This window comes from Pseudomonas sp. CFBP 13602 (assembly GCF_014842725.1).
GTDB lineage: Bacteria > Pseudomonadota > Gammaproteobacteria > Pseudomonadales > Pseudomonadaceae > Aquipseudomonas > Aquipseudomonas baltica.
The window spans coordinates 1-17,872 of record NZ_JACYVT010000004.1 but is presented as its reverse complement, the minus strand read 5'-3'; the positions used below and the strand labels follow the sequence as shown (position 1 = coordinate 17,872).

The 17,872-nt window shown below is 62.3% G+C and carries 5 protein-coding genes; 3 read left to right on the top strand and 2 right to left on the bottom strand.

Features of this window, described 5'->3' with window-relative positions:
* Positions 1 to 532 precede the first annotated feature (532 nt).
* Together IFU31_RS08955 and IFU31_RS08950 are read left to right on the top strand one after the other, a co-directional pair.
* Positions 533 to 13,531 (top strand): retention module-containing protein, encoded by a 12,999-nt coding sequence (locus IFU31_RS08955; protein ID WP_192102743.1) that lies wholly within the window; start codon positions 533 to 535, stop codon positions 13,529 to 13,531.
* Between the two features lie 121 nt (positions 13,532 to 13,652).
* Positions 13,653 to 13,991, top strand: coding sequence for a tryptophan synthase subunit beta (locus IFU31_RS08950; RefSeq protein ID WP_122480651.1), 339 nt, complete (start codon positions 13,653 to 13,655; stop codon positions 13,989 to 13,991).
* Positions 13,992 to 14,063: 72 nt separating this feature from the next.
* Here the strand turns inward: IFU31_RS08950 and lapD are convergent, their stop codons facing one another.
* Positions 14,064 to 16,016, bottom strand: a complete 1,953-nt coding sequence (gene lapD / locus IFU31_RS08945; RefSeq protein ID WP_192102742.1) for a cyclic di-GMP receptor LapD — start codon at positions 16,014 to 16,016, stop codon at positions 14,064 to 14,066.
* A gap of 11 nt (positions 16,017 to 16,027) precedes the next feature.
* Complete coding sequence (gene lapG, locus IFU31_RS08940; RefSeq protein ID WP_240998858.1) at positions 16,028 to 16,690, bottom strand: cysteine protease LapG; 663 nt, start codon at positions 16,688 to 16,690, stop codon at positions 16,028 to 16,030.
* A gap of 260 nt (positions 16,691 to 16,950) precedes the next feature.
* Between lapG and IFU31_RS08935 the strand changes: the two genes are divergently transcribed.
* On the top strand, positions 16,951 to 17,643 hold the full coding sequence (locus IFU31_RS08935; RefSeq protein ID WP_192056555.1) for an FCD domain-containing protein: 693 nt from the start codon (positions 16,951 to 16,953) through the stop codon (positions 17,641 to 17,643).
* Positions 17,644 to 17,872: the final 229 nt, after the last annotated feature.

Below are 17,872 nucleotides of genomic sequence, written 5' to 3'. Positions count from 1 at the left end.
TCCAATGCGATATATGTCCATCGGTCGGCACTATCAGTGCGGCATTCATCGATGACTTGCCAACATGCGTTTCACATCCATGACTTGCATCATTGGCGCAGGGCTGACCTCGCGCTCATGCACAGGCTGCGCGGCGCCCAACCTGTGCCTGGCAGGATTCGTGCTACGTGCAGCCTGTGGTCAGGCCAAGTAGCGCGGACATCTCTCGTGTCGTCCCTGCGATATTTCACAAGCGACTTTTTTTGTCACATCCATCTGCAAAAAACGTCAGTCGCAGCCGTCTTGACGTCAATGAACTCACCCTGTTGAGGCGTTTTGCATAGCCAAGAAATATCAATGTGACATTACACAATGGATTGTTTAGGATGGCGCCAAATAGGTCAATACATTGTCAGAAAGTTCATTTCTGCGACTTTTAGACAATTAGTTGGCGTCAATATTACAGCATAAAAATGTACCGAATGCCCGTCGCCGTCTCTGGTGATGTTCAGGCACCGTACCAACGAATGGTCACCCCCGGAGAGTCCCCTACATGAGCAGTGTTGTTGCCATCGTCAAAAGCATTGTTGGCCAAGTGTTCGCAGTATCCCCAGAGGGGATTCGCCGTGTGCTCATCGAAGGGGATCGTCTGTTCGCCGGGGAGCAGGTGGTTACCGGCGCGGCGGGTGCCGTTACGCTGGAGCTGGCTGACGGCCGCACCATCGATCTGGGGCGCGAGACGCAATGGAGCGCCAACACCCCGGACTCCAGCACTGATCTGAGCGCGGCCACTGCCCAGGCGGCCCCTTCGGTAGCGGAATTGCAGCAGGCCATCGCGGCCGGCGCTGACCCTACCCAAGACCTCGAAGCCACCGCTGCGGGCCCCGGCGCCAATGACACCGGCGGTGAAGGCGGCGGCAGTCACAGCTTCGTATTGCTCAGTGAAACCGCGGGTGAAGTCGATCCAACCGTGGGCTATCCCACCGAAGGCCCGAACGGTGCTGCGGGCCCCAACGCGCGGGAGATCGTGGGCGATACCAACCCGATCAACGCTGATACCGATGCCGACGGGCCAGTCCTGCGTACCGCTACGCTGACCGTGACCGCGACTACCGCCATCACCGAAGCCGGCGGCGTGATCACCTACACCGCCACCCTGACCCAGGCGCCGTCCAGCGACCTGACCGTCACCTTGTCCAACGGCCAGTCGGTGCTCATTCCCGCAGGCCAGACCACGGGCGCGGTCAACGTCACCGTACCGGACACCAACACGCCATATATCGACCCGTCGCAGATTTCCGTGGTGGTCACCGGCACCACTGGCGGTGGCGATCTGGTGGTCACTACCGACCCGACCCCTGCCGTTACCCGTGTCGACGACACCATCGACGTCACCACCGTGACCCTGACCGTGGGCAACAACCCGGTCACCGAAGGCACCACCATCACCTACACCGCCGTGCTCACCAACCCGGCGCAGACGCCGGTGACCGTGACCCTTTCCAACGGCTCCACCATCACCATCCCGGCAGGTCAGTCTTCGGGGTCGGTCGATGTCGCCGCGCCGGCCAATGACGTCTACAACAACCCGACGACCATCAACACCACGATCACCGGTGCTACCGGCGGCAACTTCGAAAGCCTGGTGCCGAGCACGACGCCTGCGGTGGTCAACATCGTCGACTCGATCGACACGACGACCGTCGTTCTGACCGCTGCGGTCCCTGCGGGCGGCGCCCTGGAAAACGGCACTATCGTCTACACCGCTACCATCGGTGCGCCAGTGACTGGCTCGCCTGTTGTCGTGACCCTGTCGAACAACCAGACCATCACCATTGGTGTGGGCGAAACCAGCGGTTCGGTTTCCTTTCCTCTGGGCAATGACGTCTATAACGGTGCTGACACTGTTTCTACTGCCATCACCGGTGTGACTGGCGGCAACTTCGAACAGCTGACCCCGATCACCACTCCGGTCGTGACCCCAGTGGGCGACAGCATCGACGTCACCAACGTCGTGCTCACCGCTACCGTTCCTGCTGGCGGTGCTCTGGAAAACGGCACCATCCTCTATACCGCCACCGTTGGCGCGACAGTGACTAACTCCCCTGTCGTCGTCACTCTGTCGAACGGCCAGACCATCACCATCGGTGTGGGCGAAACCAGCGGCACCGTTTCCTTCCCTCTGGGCAACGATGTCTACAACGGCGCTGACACCGTTAGCACTGCCATCACCGGCGTAACCGGTGGCAACTTCGAACAGCTGACCCCGATCACCACCCCAGTGGTGACGCCAGTCGGCGACAGCATCGACGTGACCAACGTCGTGCTGACCGCTACCGTCCCTGCGGGCGGCGCCTTGGAAAACGGCACCATCCTCTACACCGCTACCGTCGGCGCGCCAGTGACTGGCTCGCCTGTCGTCGTGACCTTGTCGAACAGCCAGATCATCACCATCGGTGTGGGTGAAACCAGCGGCACGGTTTCTTTCCCCCTGGGCAATGACGTCTATAACGGCGCTGATACTGTTTCTACAGCCATCACCGGTGTGACTGGCGGCAACTTCGAACAGCTCACCCCGATCACCACTCCGGTTGTTACTCCGGTTGGCGATAGCGTCGACGTCACCAACGTCGTGCTCACCGCCACCGTCCCTGCTGGCGGCGCTCTGGAAAACGGCACCATCCTCTACACCGCCACCGTCGGCGCGCCTGTTACCGGTTCGCCCGTTGTCGTGACCCTGTCGAACAGCCAGGTCATCACCATCGCCGTCGGTGAAACCAGCGGTTCGGTGTCCTTCCCGCTGGGCAACGACGTCTACAACGGTGCGGACACTGTTTCCACAGCCATTACCGGCGTAACCGGTGGCAACTTCGAACAGCTGACCCCGATCACCACCCCAGTGGTGACGCCAGTCGGCGACAGCATCGACGTCACCAACGTCGTGCTGACCGCTACCGTTCCTGCAGGCGGCGCCCTGGAAAACGGCACCATCCTCTATACCGCCACCGTCGGCGCGCCTGTTACCGGCTCGCCTGTCGTCGTGACCCTGTCGAACAGCCAGATCATTACCATCGCCGTCGGCGAAACCAGCGGTTCGGTGTCCTTCCCGCTGGGCAATGACGTCTACAACGGTGCCGACACCATCAGCACCGCGATCACCAGCGCCACCGGTGGCGACTACGAACAACTGACTCCAATCACCACCCCGGTCGTGACGCCAGTCGGCGACAGCATCGACGTGACCAACGTCGTACTGACCGCTACCGTCCCTACAGGCGGCGCTCTGGAAAACGGCACCATCCTCTACACCGCCACCGTCGGCGCGCCTGTCACCGGCGCGCCGGTTGTCGTTACCCTGTCGAATAACCAGACCATTACCATCGGTGTGGGTGAAACCAGCGGCACCGTTTCTTTCCCTCTGGGCAATGACGTTTACAACGGTGCGGACACCATCAGCACTGCCATCACTGGCGTGACTGGCGGCAACTTCGAACAACTGACGCCGATCACCACCCCGGTCGTGACGCCAGTGGGCGACAGCATTGATGTGACCAACGTCGTACTGACCGCAACCGTCCCTGCGGGCGGCGCCCTGGAAAACGGCACCATCCTCTACACCGCGACCGTCGGTGCGCCCGTCACCGGTGCGCCGGTTGTCGTTACCCTGTCGAATAACCAGACCATCACCATCGCCGTCGGCGAAACCAGCGGCACGGTTTCCTATGCGCTGGGCAATGACGTCTACATAGGCGCCGACACGGTCAGCACCGCGATCACCGGTGTAACCGGCGGCAACTACGAGCAGCTGACCCCGATCACCACGCCAGTCGTGACCCCGGTCGGCGATATCATCGATGTCACCACCATCGGCCTCACCGGCGATGCGTCGGTCACCGAAGGCCAGTCGGCCACCTATACCCTGACATTGAGCAACCCGACCAATGTCGACACGCAGATCACCCTGAACCTGAGCTACGGCGGCACTGCTTCGCGCAGCGACTTCCAAGGTCCGGATACGATCACCGTGACCATCCCGCGCGGCCAGACCAGCGTGCAATTCCAACTGCCGATCCTCGATGACAGCCTGGTGGAAGGCCGCGAGAACGTCGTGGTGACCATTGCCACGCCGACCGGCGACAACTTCGAAAGCCTGGTGGTCGATCCCCAGGCATCCAGCGTCGACACCACGATCATCGACAACGATGCTCCTGTGGTGGGTGACAACGACGGCGTTCCAGGCAACAAACTGACGGGCACCGAAGACACCGTACTGGCACTGGACTGGGCCTCGTTCAACATCCAGCCGACCGCCAACCCCGGCCTCGACCTGGGCATCAAGTTCACCAGCCTGCCGGCGAACGGCTCGCTGCAGTTCAACGACGGCACGGGCTGGAGAGACCTGACCCAAGCCGATCTGGGCACCACCTTCAGCAAGGCCCAGATCGACACCGGCGCACTGCGTTTTGTCCCGGTAGCCGACGAGTCGGGCAGCGACGCCTACAACAACGGTGGCACAGGCGACCAGCGCAGCGATTACGCCAACTTCACCTTCACCCCGACGGTCGATGCCCTGGTGGGCAAGCCGGGCACCATGGTCATCGACATCAAGCCGGTGGCTGACGTCCCTGTGCTGTCCGTGGCCCAGGGTATCTCGGGTCTGATCAAGTACACCTACACCGACTTGCAGGGCCTGGGCACCAACGGCGAAGGCGCTGATCCTGCGCTGATCAAGTCCACCATCGAAGCGGCCGGCAGCCGTCCGGGCGTGATCATTTCCGATGTGGGCGACGCCAACATCGTGCAGGGCACCGGGACCAAGGTCACCGGCCTGATTTTCCTCGAGGCGGGCAAGGTCTACACCTTCAGCGGCAAGGCCGACGACGGCCTGCTGATCAATGTCGGCGGCAAAGACCTGGACGGCGCTCACTGGGGCGCAGGTATCGACCCAACCTCGGGCGACTACAGCGGCAGCATCACGCCGACCGAAACCGGCTACTACAGCATCGACCTGTACCACTACAACCAGAACGGCCCAGGCTTCTACGGCCTGAACCTCTCGGTCGACCAAGGTCCTGCGACCTCGATCGGCCAGAGCGGCGTGCCGGTCTACAGCGATATCAGCGACATCATCAAGCAGGGTATCGATGTGGTTCCGCACGTCGACGCCAATGGCGATGGCTACTATGCCGGCTACGAACTGAACCACGGCGCCGAAGACACCGCGATCCAGCTGAGCTCCATCGTTGTTTCCTTCGGCGATGTGCGCGACGGCTCCGAGCAGCACGTTCTGCAGATCAGCGGCATTCCGGTCGGTGCAGAACTGCGTGACGCCGCTGGCCACAGCTACACGGCCCAAGCCGGCGGCAACGGCACGGCCAACATCACCGACTGGGATCTGACCACCCTGACGTTCACCCCACCGACCGATTTCAACGGCACCGTGGCCCTGACCGTCACCGCCATCGCCACCGAAAACGCCGACCCGGCGAACCCGGCGTCGGTCAGCCAGCAATTGAACGTCATTGTGGACCCGGTCACCGACGTGACCAACGTGGTCCTCACTGCCGAGGTTCCAGCGGGCGGCGCGGTCGAGAACGGCACCATCGTCTACACCGCCACCGTCGATTCGCCGGTGACCGGCGCACCTGTGGTGGTCACCCTGTCCAACAGCCAGGTGATCACCATTGCCGTCGGCGCCACCAGCGGTTCGGTGTCCTATGTCATCGGCAACGATGTCTACAAGGGCGCTGATACCGTCAGCACTGCAATCACCGGTGTAAGCGGCGGCACCTACGAGCAACTGACCCCGAACACCACCCCGGTCGTGACCCCGGTCGGCGACAGCATCGACGTGACCACCATCGGCCTGACCGGCGATGCGTCGGCCACCGAAGGCCAGTCGGCCGTCTACACCCTGACCCTGAGCAACCCGACCAACACCGACACCCAGGTGACCCTGAACCTGACCTACGGCGGCAGCGCGACACGTGCCGATTACCAAGGCCAGGACAGCATCACCGTGACCATTCCTAAGGGCCAGACCAGCGTCCAGTTCCAGCTGCCCATCGTCGATGACAGCCTGGTCGAGGGTCGCGAGAACGTCGTGGTGACCATCGCCACGCCAACCGGCGACAACTTCGAAAGCCTGGTGGTCAACCCGCAGGCTGCCAGCGTCAACACCGCCATCATCGACAACGATGCTCCGGTGGTCGGCGACAATGGCGACAACAACGGCGTGGCGGGCAACAAGCTCAGCGGCACCGAAGACACCGCCGTGGCACTGGACTGGGCCTCGTTCAACATCCAGCCAACCGCCAACCCCGGCCTCGACCTGGGCATCAAGTTCACCAGCCTGCCGGTCAACGGTTCGCTGCAACTCAAAAACGACAATGGCGAGTGGAGAGACCTGACCCAGGCCGACGTGGGCACCACCTTCAGCAAGGCCCAGATCGACACCGGCGCACTGCGCTTTGTCCCGGTGGCCGACGAATCGGGCAGCGATGCCTACAACAACGCCGGCACCGGTGATCAGCGCAGCGACTACGCCAGCTTCACCTTTACGCCAACGGTCGATGCCCTGGTGGGCAAGCCGGGCACCGTCACCATCGACATTGCGCCGGTGGCCGACGCACCGATCCTCAGCCTGACCCCGGGCTACGTCGTTCCAACCGGGCTGATCAAGTACACCTACACCGACCTGCAGGGCCTGGGCACGACCGGCGAAGGCGCCGATCCCGCGCAGATCAAGTCCACCATCGAAGCGGCAGGTAGCCGTCCGGGCGTGGTCATCGCCGATGTCGGTGACAGCAACATCGTGCAGGGCACCGGGACCAAGGTCACCGGCTTGATCTTCCTCGAAGCCGGCAAGACCTACACCTTCAGCGGCAAGGCCGACGACGGCCTGCTGATCAACGTTGGCGGCAAGGACCTGGGCACCGCCCATTGGGGTGCCGGTGTCGACCCAACCTCGGGCGATTTCAGCGGCAGCATCACGCCGGCTGAAACCGGCTACTACAGCCTCGACCTGTACCATCACAACCAGAACGGTCCAGGCTTCTACGACCTGAACCTGTCGGTCGACCAGGGTCCTGCGACCTCGATCGGTCAGAGCGGCGTGCCGCTGTACACCGACATTGCTGACCTGGTGAACCAGGGCATCAACGTCACCTCGCACGTCGACGGCAATGGTGATGGCTACTACGCCGGCTACGAACTGAACCACGGCGCCGAAGACACCGCCATCCAGCTGAGTACCATCAACGTCTCATTCGGCGATACACGTGACGGCTCTGAACAGCACGTGCTGCAGATCAGCGGCATCCCGGTGGGCGCAGTGCTGCGCGACGGCGCCAACCACAGCTACCTTTCCAACGACGGCGGCACCGGTACAGCCGACATCACTGGCTGGGACCTGAAAACCCTGAGCATCACGCCACCGGCCAACTACAACGGCACTCTGGCCTTGACCGTTACGGCCACTGCCACCGAAAGCGCCGATGTCGCCAATCCAGCGTCGGTCAGCCAGCCGTTGAACGTCATTGTCGACCCGGTTACCGACGTCACCAATGTCGTGCTCACGGCACAAACGCCTGCAGGCGGCGTGCTGGAAAACGGCACCATCGTCTACACCGCGACCGTAGGTGACACCGTGACCGGCACACCGGTCGTCGTGACGCTGTCGAACAACCAGACCATCACCATTCCCGTCGGTCAGACGTCGGGGTCGGTGTCCTACGTGGTTGGCAACGATGTGTACAAAGGCGCCGACTCGATCTCCACCACGATCACTGGCGCCACCGGCGGCACCTACGAGCAACTGACCCCGAACACCACCCCGGTCGTGACCCCGGTCGGCGACAGCATCGACGTGACCACCATCGGGCTGACTGGCGATGCGTCGGCTACCGAAGGCCAGTCGGCCGTCTACACCCTGACCCTGAGCAACCCGACCAACACCGACACCCAGGTGACCCTGAACCTGACCTACGGCGGCAGCGCGACACGTGCCGATTACCAAGGTCAGGACAGCATCACCGTGACCATTCCGAAGGGCCAGACCAGCGTCCAGTTCCAGCTGCCCATCGTCGATGACAGCCTGGTCGAAGGTCGCGAGAGCGTCGTGGTGACCATCGCCACGCCAACCGGCGACAACTTCGAAAGCCTGGTGGTCAACCCGCAGGCTGCCAGCGTCAACACCGCCATCATCGACAACGATGCTCCGGTGGTCGGCGACAATGGCGACAACAACGGCGTGGCGGGCAACAAGCTCAGCGGCACCGAAGACACCGCCGTGGCACTGGACTGGGCCTCGTTCAACATCCAGCCAACTGCCAACCCCGGCCTCGACTTGGGCATCAAGTTCACCAGCCTGCCGGTCAACGGTTCGCTGCAACTCAAAAACGACAATGGCGAGTGGAGAGACCTGACCCAGGCCGACGTGGGCACCACCTTCAGCAAGGCCCAGATCGACAACGGCGCACTGCGCTTTGTGCCGGTAGCCGACGAGTCGGGCAGCGATGCCTACAACAACGCCGGCACCGGTGATCAGCGCAGCGACTACGCCAGCTTCACCTTTACCCCGACGGTCGATGCCCTGGTGGGCCAGCCGGGCACCGTCACCATCGACATTGCGCCGGTGGCCGACGCGCCGATCCTCAGCCTGACCCCGGGCTACGTCGTTCCGACCGGTCTGATCAAGTACACCTACACCGACCTGCAGGGCCTGGGCACGACCGGCGAAGGCGCCGATCCTGCACAGATCAAATCGACTATCGAAGCAGCGGGCAGCCGTCCGGGCGTGGTCATCGCCGATGTCGGTGACAGCAACATCGTGCAGGGCACCGGGACCAAGGTCACCGGCCTGATCTTCCTCGAAGCCGGCAAGACCTACACCTTCAGCGGCAAGGCCGACGACGGCCTGCTGATCAACGTTGGCGGCAAGGACCTGGGCACCGCCCATTGGGGTGCCGGTGTCGACCCGACCTCGGGCGATTTCAGCGGCAGCATCACCCCCGCTGAAACCGGCTACTACAGCCTCGACCTGTACCATCACAACCAGAACGGTCCAGGCTTCTACGACCTGAACCTGTCGGTCGACCAGGGTCCTGCGACCTCGATCGGTCAGAGCGGCGTGCCGCTGTACACCGACATTGCTGACCTGGTGAACCAGGGCATCAACGTCACCTCGCACGTCGACGGCAATGGTGATGGCTACTACGCCGGCTACGAACTGAACCACGGCGCCGAAAACACTGCGATCCAGTTGAGCACCATCAACGTGACTTTCGGCGACACCGCCGATAAATCCGAGCAGCATGTGCTGCAGATCAGCGGTATCCCGGAGGGCGCGGTGCTGCGCGACGGTGCCAACCATAGCTATGTTTCCGAAGCCGGTGGCAACGGCACGGCCGATATCACCCAGTGGGATCTGAAGACCCTCACCATCACGCCGCCGACCGACTTCATCGGCACTCTGGCCCTGACAGTCAAGGCCATCGCCACCGAGAACGCTGACCTGGCCAACCCTGCGTCGGTCACCCAGCCGCTCAACGTCATCGTCGACGCCGTGAACACCGCGCCAGTGGTGGTCATGGACGAGCAGGTAGTCTTCAACGAAGGCTCGGCAGAATCGGTCAACCTGGTCTCGGGCCTGAGCATCAGCGACAAGGACAACAGCGCCGGCGATCAACTGCAGGGTGCGAAGATCATCATCCAGAACACCATGGCCGGTGACACCCTGAGCTCGGCGTTCGAAACCGGCAATGGCACCACTGCCCAAGGCATTGGCTACAAGGTCGGTGGCGTTGCCAGCGATGGCACCATGACCATCACCCTGGAAGGCATGGCCAGCCGTGCCGCGTATCAGGAGCTGATCAACTCGATCAAGTTCCAGGCGACCGGCGAGCATCCGGAAAGCACCGTGCGCCAGGTGTCGGTCGAAGTGACCGATACTGGCGTGCAGAGCAATGGCGTGAACGGCGCAACTTCGGTGGTCGCCAACAGCATGCTGGCAGTCAAGCCAGCGGTGGTCGTGACCCTGTCCGCCGAACCGCAGGCAGTCGAAGGCGGTGTGATCAAATACACCGCGACCCTGACCGATCTGCACGGCAATACCGTCAACGCCTTGGAAACCGTCCGGGTCGACATCGGCAATGGCGACAGCATCAGCATTGCCAAAGGTGCCTCGGCAAGCGCCATCACGGTCGCTGCGCCGCTGGATGACGTCTACAAGGATGCCGACTCGGTCAGCCGCACTATCCAAAATGTGACCGGTGGCGGCGACGTCACGCTGGTCCCAGGCACCACGCCGGTCAATGTGCTGGTAAACGACACCATCGACGCCACCAAGGTCACCTTGAACGCCACCTCGGCGGTCAACGACGGCGGCGTGATCACGTACACCGCCACGCTCGACCATGCCGCCGACAAGGCATTGAAACTGGTACTGTCGAACGGCCAGACCATCGATATCGCTGCCAATGCCAAGCAAGGCTTCGTCAACTACACGGTGGGCAACGATGCATCGCGCGCCGGTATCCTGACCGTTGCCATTGCCGGCATCGCCAGCGCTGCCGACGGCAAGCTGATCGACGGCAACTTCGAAAACCTGCAGTACCAGGCCGTCTCGGCCACCACTACCGTGACCGGTCCACAGACCACCATTGGTATCACGGGTGCCGAGCGGATCATCGAAGGTCAGTCGGCGATCTACACCCTGACCCTGAGCAACGAAACCAAGAGCCAGGTCACCGTCACCCTGAACTACTCGGGCAAGGCCGCCAACGGCGCCGACTTCCAGGGTCAGACCACCGTGGTCATCGACGCCGACAAGTCCTCCGCGACCTTCCCCATCAGCGCCCTGAGCGATCAACTGCGCGAAGGCACCGAACAGCTGGTGGTGACCATCGACTCGGTCACCGGTGGCAACTTCCAGAGCCTGACCACAGATCCGGCCCACGCCAGTGTCGCCATCAACATCATCGACAACAACCTGGTGGTCGATACCGCCACGGTCGATGAAGGCGCCACGCTGAACGGCAACGTGCTGACCAATGATCGCGACGGCGACAACAGCCTGACCGTGGCCAAGTTCAGCATCGGCGGCACCAACTACGCGATGGACGCCAGCGGCCATGCCTCGGCGCCGGTCACCGCAACCGTCGGCAACCAGTCGGTAACGGTCGGCAACCTGACCATCGCCAGCGATGGCAGCTACACCTACACCCCGATCAAGGCCTACGAAAACTGGAGCGGCAGCCTGCCGACGGTCACCTACACCACTGATACCGGTGCCGTGAGCACCTTGAACGTCACCGTGGCGCCCGTCAGCGACACCCCGCTGCTCAGCGTTGCCAGCCCGACCACCTGGTCGCTGGCAGCCGATGCCAACACCGTTACCAGCGCTCAGGTCAGCCAACTGGGCGAGGCATGGAAAACCGACAACGCCGGCAACTACATCGAGGTCAATCCCTACAGCGTCTACAACGGCACGGCCAGCACCACCAAGGTCATCGAACTGGAAGGCCGCGAAAGCGATGCCAGCGACCTCTACACCGTCGTGTCCAACGCCAAGGCCGGTTCCCTGTACACGCTGGACTTCGACTACTCGCCGCGTAAAGGCCATGAAGGCGATTCCGACATCAAGGTCATGTGGGGCGACAAGGTTGTGGCCGTGATCAACGGCACCACACCGGGCATGGTGCATTACAGCCTGCAATTGCCGGTGGACAGCACGGCGAGCAAGACCTTGACTTTCGCTTCGGTGGACAAGAACTCGTTCGGCGGCCTGCTGGACAACATTACGCTGGCCACCACCAGCAACACCGGCGTGGCCGGCAAGGCAATCGCGCTGTCAGCGATCTCTTCGGAACTGGTCGACCGTGACGGCTCCGAAACCCTGACCACGACGATCTCCAACATCCAGGCCGGTGCGACCCTCAGCGACGGTACGCACAGCTTCACGGCCAGCAGCACTGCCCAGACGGCGGATGTCAGCACCTGGAACCTGTCTGCCCTGACGCTTACCACCGCAGCCAACGCCCCGGTCGGCGACATCAACCTGAAGGTCAATGCCACTGCCAAGGACGGCAATGCCGAGGCCGCATCGGCGGCCGAGCAAACGCTGACCGTGCACGTCGTGGCGACCCAGCAGAGCTACAGTGTGATCACCGGCAACGCCGGCACCGAAACGCTGGACGGCACCACCGGCCGCGACATCATCGTCGGCGACGTGACCCCGACCCAGACCCAGAACGGCGCCAGCTACAACATCGCCTACATCCTGGATCGCTCGGGCAGCATGAAGGACACCCTGGCCAGTGCGAAGGACTCGGTCGCCACCGCAATCCAGCAGCTCTCGCAGAACCTGGGCGGCGGCACGGTCAAGGTGACCATCGTCGACTTTGGCACCGACTCCAAGCAAGGCGCCACGCTGACGCTGACGCCGAACATGTCGGTGGATGCCATCAAGGCAGGCCTGGGCCTCAATGCGATCACGGCAACCGGTGGCACCAACTACGAGTCGGCGTTCTTCAAGGCGGCGACCTGGTTCAACGGTACCGAGGCCACCAGCAACACTGGCGCGGTGAAGCTCAGCTACCTGATCACCGACGGCGAACCGAACTACTACCTCGACGCTGCCGGCAATCGCCAGGGCAACGGCTCTACCACCACCAGTGCCGTCATCGATGGCTCCGCCGAAGGCTTCGCAGCCTTGGCCAAGGTGTCGACCGTGGAAGCCATCGGTGTTGGCAACAACGCCAACAGCGCCACCGTGGCAACCTTGCAGAAATTCGACAGCGATGGCGAAGTACAAAGCAAGATCGACGTCACCAATATCGCTGCGGCACTGAAAAACAGCCTCATCACTGCCGGTGGCGACACCATCAACGGCGGCGAGGGTCACGACATCCTGTTCGGCGACACCATCTCCTTCACCAAGGCAGGCGTCACCACCGAGGGCACGACGGCGCTGAGCGAGTACGTGAAGTCGGTCACCAACACCAGCTCCGTCACCTCCGAGCAGGTGCATGACTACATCACCAAGCACGCCAGCGAGTTCAACGTCGGCGCTGCCAGCTCAGACGGCCAGGCCGGCCTGTTCACCGTCGCCAAGGGGGGCAACGACTTCCTCAACGGTGGTGATGGCAACGACATCATCTATGGCCAGCGCGGCGATGACACCATTCGCGGCGGCGCCGGCAACGACGTGCTCTTCGGCGGTGCCGGCAAAGATACGTTCGTGTGGAAGACCGGTGACGTAGGTACCGACACCATCAAGGACTTCAGCCATGCCGAGGGCGACAAGCTTGATCTGTCCGACCTGTTGCCATCGGACGCCGAGACCAACCTGGCGAACTACCTGAAGCTGAGCACCGACACGGCCGGCAACTCGACTCTGCAAATCAGCACCAAGGGCGGTATGACCTCGGCTTCGGCCACGGTCACGCCAGACGTCACCATCAAGGTCGACAATGCGCATTGGGGCAGCGGCACCGATGCCATCAAGTCGCTGATCTCCGGTGGCGACCTGCTGGTCAAGCACCACGACTGATGCAGTCGGCGGTCAGCCCATCGGGTTGGCCGCCAATGTCATCCACTGGTTCTGAATCCGTGTAATCTCTGCCGAGGCTGCCCTGCAGTCTCGGCAGGTTTTTTTCGATGGGAGCGCTTCGATGTTCTACGTGCAACGCGATCGACAAGGTGCATTGGTCCGCGTGGAAGCGGCAGCCTTTGCCGAGGCCACAGAAACCCTGCCTGCCGATCATCATGAGATACAGGCGTGGTACGCCAACGATGTGGTCGAAACCAGCCTGAAACAGCTCAAGCAGAGCGATCTGGACATGATTCGGGTACTCGATGACCTGATCCAGGTACTGACCAGCAAAGGCATCATCCGTGTGACCGATCTACCGGCAGCGGCCCAGGCCAAGCTCAAGGATCGTTCCAGCGCACGGGTAGCGCTTGGTGGCCTGAATCAGTTGATCAACGACGACGAAACCGGCTTGATCTGAAGCCTGCGCCCCCTTCACCACCGCGCCCGAAACGGCACGGTCCGAAGGCAGGCGAAGGCACGCGCAACAGCCCTAGCCAAGCTTCCAGGGCTGCGGCTCGCCCACGAGCTGCCCTTGCACGCCCGCAATGCCCATCTCGCGAATCACCTGCAACTCCCCTTCCGTCTCGACCCGCTCGGCAATCAGCGGCAAGTCGATACTGTGCGCTGCCCGCTGAATGGCTTCGATGAACAGACGCTTGTGGCTTTCCTCGTTGATCGCGCGAATGTAGCTGCCGTCGATCTTCAGGTAGCCAAGGCCCAGGTGGGCCAGGTTGCCGATCATGCTGAAACGCCCGCCAAAACGCTGCAGGCTCAGGCTGTAGCCCAGGCTGCGCAAACGCCGCGTGAGCTGCTCGAGCACGTTCTGCTCGGGAATCTGCTCCTCGCCTATCTCCAGGGTAAGGCGCGGGCCCAGGGCAGGATGCTGCGCCAGTCTGTCGAACAAACCCTCCAGCGCCTGGGGATCGTTCAACGTGGCCGCCGACAGGTTCAAGGCGAGTGTGGCATCGTGCTTGCGCAGATGCTCCAGGACCAGCTCCAGCATCAGCCGATCCAGTCGCGCCGACCAGCCGAAGCGTTCCAGCCAAGGCAGGAATCGCCCAGCAGCGACCGCCTGGCCCTGCTCGTCGATCAGCCGCGACAGCACCTTGTGATGCAGCACATGCGTGGTATCCACGCTGCTCACTACCGGCTGGAAGTACAGCTGGAAGCGGCCTTTGGCCAAGGCCTCGTCGAGCAGCATGTGCCAGGCGTGGTGGTCATTCTCCACGGTGGCCAGCGCCATGTGCTCCAGACACACCCAATTGCACTCGCCGGCACCCTCGGCTTGCGCCAGGGCCTCGTCCGCCAGCTTGAGCAATGCCTGCGGGTCGTCACCGGGGGTGTACGGCGCCAGTCCCAGGTGAGCCACCGGCAGCAGATCGGTAGCGCCGGTCTGCGCCAGACTGCGCAGGTTCGTGTCGAGCTCCTGAGCGAGCTGCTGCGCCTCTTCGCGCACCATGCCCGGTGCCAGTATGGAAAACTCCCCACCCCGGCTGCGGGTGATCAGGTTGTGCGTCTCAGGGTGGCGCGCACAGGTGCGCAGCAACTGCTGCCCCACCGCCTGCAGCAACTGATCGGTTCTCTGTCCGCCCAGGCGCTGGTTGAGGCCCGCAAGGTCGTTGATGCGCAACAGCACCAGATAGCCTGCACTGGCTTCCTCAAGATTGCTGACACGGGTGTGCAGCTGCATCTCGAAATAGCGTCGGTTGGCCAGGCCCGTCAGACTGTCCTGGTACGACTCGATACGCAGCCGTTCGCTGCGCACGGTCTGCTCGTGGAACAGTGCCTTGAGTTTTTCCACCATCTGGTTCATCGCCTGCACCACCCGGCGCAGCTCGGGAGTGCGCGGCAGATCCGGCAGGCTGAGAAATTCCCTGCGCGCAATGGCGTGCGACTGCTCGACCATGTAGTCCAGCGGCTTCAGCTGGCGCCGCAACAGCAGCGCACCCAGCGCGGCACTGACCGCGCCGCACAGCAACAACCAGCCCAGGCTGCCCAACGCGCCCTGCCACAGCTTGGCCACGGCAAACATCGGGTGGCTGACCACCTCGACCCGGGCTGCCTGCTCCCAACCGCGGCTGACGATCGCGTCACCGCCGGCCGGCGCCAGGTTGATCATCTTGACGAACCAGGCCGGCACGCCGCTGCCGTCCGGCTCGGCCGCACGTTCGACGATGACACTGTCGTCCGCCAGGTTGACCACGCGAATACTGGCGTAATAGCCGCTGTCGAAGATCGAGCTGACCATCAGTTCGACCATTGCCGGGTCGTCGATATTGGGCGTGAGCGACAACGCCAGCGCCGTGGCCGCATCCTGGGCATGGGAGCGCAGCTGGTTGACGTACTGAGTGCGCGAACTTTCCAGGCTGACCATGAAGCTGCCAGTGAAAGCCACCACCAGAAACAGGCATATCGCGATCAACAGTTGTTTGAACAGAGACATCGTTGCTCCACTTAATTATCCAGACTCGCCGGAAAGCCTTCTGCGGTCATTTTCTTCAGTACGTCCTGCCAACGCGACAGGCGCTTGGTATCCCCTACCTTCTTGTTGCCACCAGCGCCGGTGAGCCACAAGCCCTCACCGTTGAAGGCGTAGACCGGCAGCAGGTCCTGGCGCTGGCTGGCAGGCAGAATTGGGTCCATCAGACTGTCCAGCACCAGGGGCATGGCCGTCGGTGTGGCGTAATAGGTAAGTACCATGTGCGCACGGTTCTGTCGCAACGCCTTGACGTAAGTGATGCGCAACTTGTCCGCCGCGACGCCCAAATGGCGCAGGCTGAAGTACTTGGCGATCGCGTAGTCCTCGCAGTCGCCGGCACCCTTGAGCAGCGACTGCACCGGCGTGGCCCAATAGTCGACTTCGCGCCACAGATCGAGATCTTCTCGATACCGCAGTTGATGATTGAAGAACTGATTCACCACTTCCAGCTGCTCGCCCTCGCTGAGCGGCTTCTGGGTTGCCAACAACCGTTGCCACGCATCAATGCGCTGCGCACCTTCACCTAGAGGCCCATACAGCGCCTCGGCACGGCGACTGATCTGATTGAAGTCCCAGTCGGCGCGAAGCCCGCCCAGCAACGTGCCTGCCAAGGCAAAGGCGATCGCGAGACAGCGCACCGTCTGTAGGTACTTCAGCCGTGTAACCAACGTGTTCGATCCGCCAGGGAGGCAATTCAGCCCACCATGGTGCGGGGGCGCATGACAAAAAACAATGGCACGATGAAATCACTTTCTCATGACCCTGTGCAGCCTGTTCGTCGCTTCGGCACTGCACTTCGTCTGGCTATCGGCTTGGCTGGGACGTTATTCAAACCTGCCATCTTTCAATGTGTAACTGCTTACGTCAGGATGGCGCAAATTGACTGAGGCTGTTTGGCGTGACTGAAAAATCCACTGTGCTGGCCAGTATCCTGGGCAGTGAACAGGTGCCCGCGCACTTGGCACGCTCGGTGATCGAAGAAAGGATTCGCGCAGCGATCTACGACGGGCGCCTGCCCTGTGGCATGGCCATCCGGCAGCAAGAACTCGCTACATTGTTCGGCGTCAGTCGAATGCCCGTGCGCGAAGCCCTGCGTCAACTCGAAGCACAAGGCCTGCTGAAAGTCGTGCATCACAAGGGCGCAGTGGTAGCCCCACTGATCAATCACGATTCCGTGGAAACCTACGCCCTGCGTATGCTTCTGGAGTGCGAGGCCTTGCGCTTGTCGGTGCCCCTGCTGGAAGAGCCTGATTTCGCCTTCGCCCAGGACTGCATCGAGCGCCTGGAACGGACCTCGGACTACGTCGAGATCAGTCGTCTCAACCGGGCCTTCCACTGGACGCTATACGCACAGGCCGGTAACCGCCGGTTGTTGAACCTGATAGATGAAGGGCTGATCGAGGAAGAGCGGTTCCTGCGCTTCAATCTGGAAGCCATGGGGTTGCGCAACATGGCTCAGGACGATCACCGCAACCTGTTGCAGGCTGCAAGACAGCGCGATGCAGTACGGGCTGTCGAGTTGCTGCGAGAGCATCTACAGCGCGGCGTGGACGCCATCCAGCGCTACCTGAACCAACGCGCGACAACTTGAGATACAGGCTGCACTAAGGTTGTGAAGCNTGGGATCAGGTGGTTCCAATGCTCTATGGTCGTCAAGAAATTCCGTGTGCCGGGTTGGCTTAGCCAACCTCAGCGAAATATTAGGACTTCTACTTATAGACAAAACCCCTACCTGCTCACGCAGATAGGGGTTTCGGAATTGAATCTTGACGATGACCTACTCTCACATGGGGAAACCCCACACTACCATCGGCGATGCA

Coding starts and splice junctions, on each gene's coding strand:
- IFU31_RS08950 (WP_122480651.1), top strand. CDS start 13,653: ATGTTCTACGTGCAACGCGATCGACAAGGTGCATTGGTCCGCGTGGAA.
- lapD (WP_192102742.1), bottom strand. CDS start 16,016: ATGTCTCTGTTCAAACAACTGTTGATCGCGATATGCCTGTTTCTGGTG.
- IFU31_RS08955 (WP_192102743.1), top strand. CDS start 533: ATGAGCAGTGTTGTTGCCATCGTCAAAAGCATTGTTGGCCAAGTGTTC.